Origin of the sequence: Fontibacter flavus, assembly GCF_042432905.1 — a bacterium.
Taxonomy (GTDB): Bacteria; Bacteroidota; Bacteroidia; order Cytophagales; family Cyclobacteriaceae; genus Fontibacter; species Fontibacter flavus.
On record NZ_JBHLWI010000062.1, the window covers coordinates 1 to 6755 of the forward strand.

6 protein-coding genes are annotated in these 6755 nt (G+C 34.6%); all 6 read left to right on the forward strand.

Annotated elements, in window-relative coordinates:
• Positions 1-160 precede the first annotated feature (160 nt).
• The 6 genes from ACFFIP_RS17765 to ACFFIP_RS17790 all read left to right on the forward strand — a co-directional run bounded on the left by ACFFIP_RS17765 (position 161) and on the right by ACFFIP_RS17790 (position 6411).
• Positions 161-1609 carry a toll/interleukin-1 receptor domain-containing protein gene (locus tag ACFFIP_RS17765; protein WP_382389106.1) on the forward strand — a complete coding sequence of 483 codons (1449 nt, stop codon included), beginning with the start codon at positions 161-163 and terminating at the stop codon, positions 1607-1609.
• A 481-nt stretch (positions 1610-2090) separates the two neighbouring features.
• On the forward strand, positions 2091-2315 hold the full coding sequence (locus ACFFIP_RS17770; protein ID WP_382389107.1) for a hypothetical protein: 225 nt from the start codon (positions 2091-2093) through the stop codon (positions 2313-2315).
• Positions 2316-2711: 396 nt separating this feature from the next.
• The gene (locus ACFFIP_RS17775; protein ID WP_382389108.1) at positions 2712-3371 is read left to right on the forward strand and encodes a hypothetical protein; all 660 of its coding nucleotides are present in this window, start codon (positions 2712-2714) and stop codon (positions 3369-3371) included.
• 481 nt (positions 3372-3852) lie between these two features.
• Positions 3853-5031, forward strand: coding sequence for an ImmA/IrrE family metallo-endopeptidase (locus ACFFIP_RS17780; RefSeq protein ID WP_382389109.1), 1179 nt, complete (start codon positions 3853-3855; stop codon positions 5029-5031).
• On the forward strand, positions 5028-5525 hold the full coding sequence (locus ACFFIP_RS17785; protein WP_382389110.1) for a DUF4411 family protein: 498 nt from the start codon (positions 5028-5030) through the stop codon (positions 5523-5525). Before ACFFIP_RS17780 ends, ACFFIP_RS17785 begins: the two co-directional genes overlap by 4 nt.
• Before the next feature lie 403 nt (positions 5526-5928).
• Positions 5929-6411, forward strand: a complete 483-nt coding sequence (locus tag ACFFIP_RS17790; protein WP_382389111.1) for a D-Ala-D-Ala carboxypeptidase family metallohydrolase — start codon at positions 5929-5931, stop codon at positions 6409-6411.
• Positions 6412-6755: the final 344 nt, after the last annotated feature.

Here is a 6755-nt window from a genome sequence, read left to right on the forward strand (position 1 = left end):
AATATGTTTGTACATTGGTCAATCAGTAAAATCTGAATGATAGTATGTCAAGAGCCGTGTGAGTCGAGAGGTTCACGCACGGTTCTGTGAGAGGCTTGAGCTGAAATGCCCTTGCCTACTTGACCGGCAAAACGTATGTAATTTTAACACGATACAGAAAATGACAAAAATACCGAAAATATTCATTTCATATAGTTGGACAACACCGCAACACGAAGACTGGGTTATCAACCTTGCAGAGAGACTTGTTTCTGATGGGGTTGACATAATTATTGACAAGTGGAACTTAAAAGAAGGGCACGACAAATACAACTTTATGGAGACGATGGTTAAATCGCCCGATATTCAGAAAGTGCTTATAATTCTTGATAAAAAATATTCAGAAAAGGCAGAAAAAAGAGCAGGTGGTGTTGGGACAGAAACTCAAATAATAAGTCCGAAAATATACGGTGACGTTTCTCAAGAAAAATTCATTCCTATTGTTGCTGAAAAAGATGAAAACGGAAATGCCTTTGTTCCAACATTCTTAGAAAGTAGAATTTACATTGACCTATCAGATGGCGATAAATTTGAAGAGAACTACGAAAGCCTATTAAGAAATATTTATCAAAGACCTGCATATAGCAAGCCTAAAATTGGAAAAGCCCCAAGCTATCTTTTTGAAGATACACCAATGACTCATAAAACTTCAAACATTGTTAGAAGTTTTGACAATCAAATATCCAAATCACCTAAAAGAGTAAATGCAATAATTCGAGAATTTTTGAACGACTTTTTCGATGATTTGAAAGGTTACTCTGTTGACCTTAAAGGAACAAGAGATGTTATACTTTTTGGAAAAGCAATCCACGATAATATAAATTCATACACACCACTCCGAAACGATTATATTATATTTCTGGACAAACTTTTCAAGAGCGAACTTGATTTTGATATTGATATTTTTATAAAATTCTTTGAAAAGCTACCAATACTCAAAGACCCACAAGACGGTAGAAGTAGTTGGTCGCCAAGTGAATTTGACAATTTTAGATTTTTCATTCACGAAATATTTATTTACACTACAGCTGTGGGCTTAAAAAATGAAAAATATAAGTTCATTGAAGAAATTTTATATTCTGGTTATTTCTTTCAAGGACGTTTTGATTATAAGAAAGAAGCCCAAAGATTTGATGAGCTATACAATTATGTCGATATATTTGACCAATACTATAAACAAACATATTCCAAAGATTATTTCAGCCCAATGGCAGATTTGATTGTAAAACGTTTGCCTGAAGACCTAACTTTAGACGACATAGTAAATGCTGACTTGCTAATTCATTACATCGCATCATTTGAGAACCTCAGGTGGTTCCCTATCACTTATGTTTATAGAACAAGAGATAACGGCAAATTTGAGCTATTTCACAGACTTGTTTCATTAAGACACTTTGAGAAAGTAAAAGTTCTTTTCAATGTAAATACAGTTAAAGAGTTACAAGAAAAAATAGCAGCTTTTCAAACGGCAGAAAAAAATCAAAATGGAACGGGGTATTCACGTTCATTTGACAGGGTTATACCTATTTATAAACTTATTGAAAGTGACAAAATTGGAACAATACGATAGAAAAACTACTGCTAAAATATAAGGGCTAAACCGAAGTGGAGCGCAAGGGAATTTCAGAATTAGAACTTATTTTTTCCGAAAGCATTCCAGGCATAACATTCTTCAGCCAAGTCCATGCTTTTCCCATAGTTTTTCTGTAACCGCAAAAAAATTGACCTTTCCTTTCCTGGTATTAACACCACAGTCTTTGCAAGTATAATCCCATTTCATAAGGCTAAAAATTTGAATGAGTCACCTAAAATCGTAAATTTTAGGTTGAATTGGGGTATTAAACGTAAGGAATACCCTGTTTAGGGGATTTTTTGGGTGGGGGGGATTTGGTAGGTTTGGTGGTAAATCTTTTAAGGAAGTATTGAAATTAGATAAATCCCAGTTGATACTGTTTAGCAATCAAAGATATCTTTAATTGAAACAAATACGTTAAAGATTTTGTAAACCTTCTTGGAAAGTTGTATTATTAGTTTTAATTTTTGTGAATATCATGAGCGATCTAAAACCCATATTGAAAGAAGTAATCAAGGTGTTTAACTCCTACTTTGTGACCAATACGGATGTAATGAGTCCTGATGTCAAAGAAATTATGGCCAATCCAGAGGACCGTAAAAAATACTTTGATGCCATCAATACCTTGAAATCAGGCAAAGAAGAAGAAGTTAAAATAGAGTTGTCCACAAAAAGAAAAATGACTTTAACATTAAACCACTAAGTTTTTTTAATGGATCTCAATCTTACTTTTTGGACAGTCCTATACATTGTTTTTCTGATTATCCCTGGAGTATTTTTTAAAAGGTTTTATTTCCAAGGGCATTTTAACAAGCAGTTTCAATCAGGACTTTATGCAGATAGGTTGATAACCAGTTTGTTTTGGGGCGCCATTATTCAAGTTATAACCATACATATATTAATACAAACCAGTGATCTGAATTTTGGGAGTTTCTCTGAGATACTAAAGGAAGCCTATAGAAGCATTTATAACAAGAGTCTTCCAAATGGGAGCTCCATCCTGTTTACTTTCGCTTCTATGTACCTAGTTTGGTCAGTTTTTATCGGGATCTTACTGGGGCATTTGTCACATCAGTTGGTGAGAAAAACCAAATTGGATTTGAATTATGCGGTCTTTCGTTTCTCAAACAAATGGTATTATTATTTTACTGGGGAGATTTTGAATACGCATGAATTTAAATTCAAGAAATCTAAAGATGGAAAGGTATCATCATCAATTGTAGATGTATTGGTGGATTATGGAGAAGGTAAAAATGTTCTTTTTACAGGTACTTTGACTCAATACAGCCTTTGTTCAAATGGAGATCTAGAGACTCTATATTTAACAGGAACAGGTAGATACAAAAAGCCAGAAGGACAATCTTCATATATGAAGCAGATTCCAGGAGATTGTTTTATTATTCCGTATAATAGGGTATTAAACATGAACATTGATTATGTGATAGAAACAAGTGAAGAGGAAAAGGTTGGGCGGTTGAAACGTTTTGTTCTAAGTTTGATGTCAGTCTTATTTATTTTGTTGTTACTTGTTGTCTTTGTTTTCCCATGGTTTACAGAGGCAGGACTATTAAAAAAGGTTATTTCAACTTTCATTTTTCTTTTAGCCTGGTTATTTCTCATGGTTTCTTATGCTGGTCTGGTTTCCAAGCAAAATGACCTGAGCCCTAGAGCGATATTAATTAGCTTTTTGATCTCGGTTTTGTTTTCATTATTTGGAGCATTAATTCTAGGTGTTCTGGATATATCTTTTCTCTGGTAATGAACTTAATAAATTCTAGTTTATTTAAGATCCAAAACTGAATCTGATGGAAAGGACCTAAGTAATCTGAATATTTTGGTTTTGATTCTTCAACTCCATACTTCTTATGTTACAGGATAAAAGTTGATCTTTCCTTTTTAGGTATTTACACCACAATCTTTATAGGTATAATCCCATTTCATAAGGTTAAAAATCTGAAGGAGTGTCCTAAAATCTTAAATTTTAGGTTGAATTGTTGTAATGAACGTAAAAAATACCCTGTGTAGGGGATTTTTTAGTTGGGGGGGATTGGGTAGGTTTGGGTAGGGCAAAAAATAAACCCTGATTTATAATCAGACTAATAATCCAATTAGGAAATGGTTAAGTTTGATATCTGTTCAGGGTATATAAAGTTGGCTGAAATCAAAATAAACGACAACTACCGACAAAACAATAGTTTTATAACAAAACCGATTTCAAAAATTGTATTTTTGAGACTTTAATGGCAGGCAAAGCATACATAACACCAAAAGTTCTTAAATGGGCAAGAGAATCGGCAAGAATGCTCGAGGAAACAGCTGCTGCCAAAGTTTCTGTGTCAGTTAACAGACTTAAAGAATGGGAAGCGGGAACTAGTCAACCTACGATCAGACAAGCACAAACGCTGGCCAAAGCATACAAAAGGCCGTTTGCCCTATTCTTTTTGCCAGATGTTCCTCGTGACTTTCAGCCACTTCAAGACTTTAGAAAATCAGGTTCGAAAGCACTTACAACTTCTTCAATATTTATTATTAGAGAAATCCAACAAAAGCAAGCCTGGATTAGTGATGTTTATTCAGAAAATCAAGAAGATAAATTAGCTTTTGTAGGTCGATTTTCAATAAAAGATAATCCTCAAACTGTAGCTAAAGACATTCTTCGTACATTAAAAATAAATCCAGCATTATATAAAACAGATATTCCAATTAAAGAGTGGATTGATGCTTCAGAATCTAATGGGATTTTCGTTTCCAGGACAAGTTTTGTTAATTCCCGACTAAAATTAGACTCTCAAGAAATACAAGGATTTGCTATCGCTGACCAATATGCACCATTCGTTTTCGTGAACTCTGACGATTGGAATGCACCACAACTATTTACTCTTGTCCATGAGTTAGCTCATATTTGGATAGCTGAAACAGGTATATCCAACGAGGTTGAACCAGACTTAAAAGGAAAAGACAAGTTACACCCAGTAGAGTTATTCTGCAATGAAGTTGCTGCAAATGCTTTAATGCCAAAAGAAATTGTTTTGAAACTTGATCCTTCATCTTTTCGGACTTCAAAAGATGTTTTTAAAGCCTCAAAGCAATTAGGCGTCAGTTCATTTGCTATTTTGGTTCGTGCTTTAAATCTTAATATCATTTCAATACCTTCTTATCAGAAATTAAAAAGCCAGGCAGAGATTGATTTCTCTGAATATTTGAAAAAAGAAGCAGAGAAAAAAGCCAAGCAAAAAGAAAAGGAAAAGCAAGGTGGTCCAAACTACTTTTTGCTTCAACTTAACAGAAACAGTAGATTATTTACCCAAACTGTTTTGGATGCATTTCGTGGGGGTTTTATTGAGCCGACACTAGCTAGTAATTTGTTAAATGTTCAAGTAAATAAATTTTCAAAACTCGAATCACAATTATATAGATGAGCACAAAGGCAAACAAATATTGTTTGGATGCCAATGTGTTAATCCAAGCATGGCAAAAATACTATAATCCAAAATTTTGTCCAGATTATTGGAAAATTCTGATTGAGCTAGGTGAAAATGGAAATATTTTTATTCCTGAATTGGTTTACGAGGAAATTGTTAGAACTGAGGATGATCTTTCTAAATGGTTAAAAGTAAGTAAAATCCCAATTGCTAAAATTAATGAACCTGTTACTAAACACATCCGCAAAATTTTAGAAGATTATCCTTTATTAGTTGACAATACCAAAGCTCGCTCATTAGCAGACCCTTGGGTAATTGCTCATGCATTAAATGACAATGCTACAGTAGTTACTAAGGAAGAAAAAGTAACTGTAATTAACTCCAAGAAAATAAAAATCCCAAATGTTTGTGATAACATAGGAATTAGATGGATAAACGACTTTCAATTTATTGAAGAGTTGGACATTAAATTTCAATGTTCATTGGCTTAAATAACAATAGAAAAGAAGTAAGAGCCGAACATATATGAACTAATCCCCTGTCTTAGAAGTAGACTGGCTGGAAAGTGGAGCTTAACGGAATTTCAGTTTTAGCTCTGTTTAAAAAATTAGTTGAAATATTTGAAGGAGGTATTTTTTAAAACTTCTCCATTAAGGAGAGAAAAAAATCATTGTTTCTAAGGTAAATGAATTATAGGCAAGGCTTGGGACTGACACGATTTCGAGTTGATTGTGATTATGGGAGTCCAGCTTCTGGAGAAGCAGAGGGACCGGGTATTGAAGAAGCAGGATAACTGGATCGAAAAATCACCAAAAATGGGTATTTTTTTGTTCCCAAGAATTTTTTAATGTTACTACTGAATTAGGTTTTGTGTTTTACCAAAATGAAATCACCATGCAGTTGAGCAAAAATTTTTCTTTGGCGGAGATGTTGAACAGTCAGACCGCCTGTAGGTTGAATTTTTCGGAGCAGTACAATCCAAGTGAAGAAGTGATTGAGAATCTCCGACAGTTGAGTATTCATGTATTACAGCCAATCAGGGACAAGTTGAGAAGGCCGATTTTCATCAGCAGTGGTTATCGGTGTTACCGTGTCAACAAAGCAGTAGGTGGATCTTCAAGAAGCCAGCATATGAAAGGTAAAGCGGCGGATATAGTAGTTTCCGGAATGGATGCTGAAATTTTATTTCAGAAAATTAAGGCCAGTGGCTTGCCTTTTGATCAGTTGATACAGGAGTTTGGGAGGTGGGTGCATATTTCCTATAATCCTGAACCAGGAAAAAACCGAATGCAGGTCCTTAGGGCTGTGATGGAAGGGGGGAAGGTGAGGTTTTTGAGGGAGGAGGTTGGGAATATGGGATTAAGAGTGATGAGTTAAGAGTGAATGTTGTCGTGGTTGTCAGGTTGTCTGGTTTGGAGTTTGGAGAATTATAAGAGCCAAGTAAAAAGGAAAAAGTCGGATTTCGAAAGTAGGATTTCGGAAGGAAAAAAGACGCTGCGCTTGGCTTTTGGTACACGGAGGAAAATAAAGAGCCGAGTTAAAAGTAAAAAACTTGTCCCGAAGAATTTCGGGAGGCAAAAGTTTGAACTTTTCTAGGTCGTGTACTGAAATAGGTTGACACAATTTAATTAAAAATTGTAAACCTATAATCGGACAAAATGCAAGAAACAGAAAAATTCTCTGAAGACGCTAGGAGAAAAATCGTTACCGAAGTGCTATCA